Raw genomic sequence first — 1044 nt, 5'->3', positions numbered from 1 at the left:
CCGCCCAGGCCGCCCTCGCCGGTCCCATCGAGGCCGCCGTCGCCGGACCGGACACCCCGGAACGGGCCGTGCTGCACCGGGAGCTGCTTCTCTCGGCGAGCCCCGGGCTGGTGGTCGCGGTCCAGGACGACGGCGCCGCCCGGCCAATACCGCTGCTGCAGGGCCGCGGCGCGGGCCCGGACGGCGCCCCGCAGGTGTTCCTGTGCCGCGGCATGGTCTGCGGCCTCCCCTCGACTTCCGTCGAAGAAATGCGCGGGCAGCTGGCTAGGATGTCCTCATGACTGGTCAGGACGGCTTTGAGCTGGTGGTGTTCGATTGCGACGGTGTGCTGGTGGATTCCGAGGTGATCGCCATCCGGGTGGACCAGCGAGTGCTGGCCGATCTCGGCTGGGACCTGGAACTCGATGACATCGTGGAACGGTTTGTCGGAAAATCCGAGGCGCACTTTGTGGCCGCCGTGGAACAGCAGCTCGGGGTCCGGCTGGCCGACGGCTGGGACCGCGACTACGGTCGCTGGTACCAGGAGGCGTTTGAACGTGACCTCGAGGCCGTTGATGGCATCGAGGACGCCCTGGACCGGCTGTCCCTGCCGCACTGTGTCGCCTCCAGCGGCAGCCACGAAAAGATGCGCCGGACCCTGGGCAAGACCGGGCTGCTGCGCCGCTTCCAGGGCCGCATCTACAGCGCCACAGAGGTGGCCAACGGCAAACCCGCGCCGGACCTGTTCCTCCACGCCGCGGCGAGCCTGGGCACCGCTCCCGGGCGGTGCGCCGTCGTCGAGGACAGCGCCTACGGCGTCCAGGCCGCCCGGGCGGCGGGAATGCACGTCTTCGCGTATGCCGGCGGTGTCACCCCGGCTTCCCGATTGGCCGGTCCCGGAACCACCGTCTTTTCAGACATGCGGCTGCTGCCCGAGCTCATTGCGGCAGGGCATCCCGGCTGAGCCGGGGGCCAGCTCCTGACGCCGGAATTCCCCACGATTGAAGCCGGCGCCCGGCGTGTCGGGCTGAACTGCCGGCGAGTCCCGGCGTCGCAGTTTCAAAG

At 70.2% G+C, this 1044-nt stretch carries 1 protein-coding gene and 1 pseudogene; both read left to right on the top strand.

Going from position 1 to position 1044, the window contains the following annotated elements; all coding sequences use genetic code 11:
- Positions 1-281, top strand: a pseudogene (locus LQV45_RS35305) (thioredoxin domain-containing protein); the annotation flags it as partial.
- Positions 278-943 (top strand): HAD family phosphatase, encoded by a 666-nt coding sequence (locus LQV45_RS35300; RefSeq protein ID WP_230012707.1) that lies wholly within the window; start codon positions 278-280, stop codon positions 941-943. The pseudogene LQV45_RS35305 and the gene LQV45_RS35300, both read left to right, overlap by 4 nt.
- The last annotated feature ends 101 nt before the right edge of the window (positions 944-1044 follow it).

The organism is Microbacterium sp. Bi128, assembly GCF_918698205.1.
This window is presented reverse-complemented; position numbering and strand designations above follow the sequence as displayed.

Excerpts from the sequence above, each read along its gene's own strand:
- LQV45_RS35300 (WP_230012707.1), top strand. The coding sequence starts at position 278 with ATGACTGGTCAGGACGGCTTTGAGCTGGTGGTGTTCGATTGCGACGGT.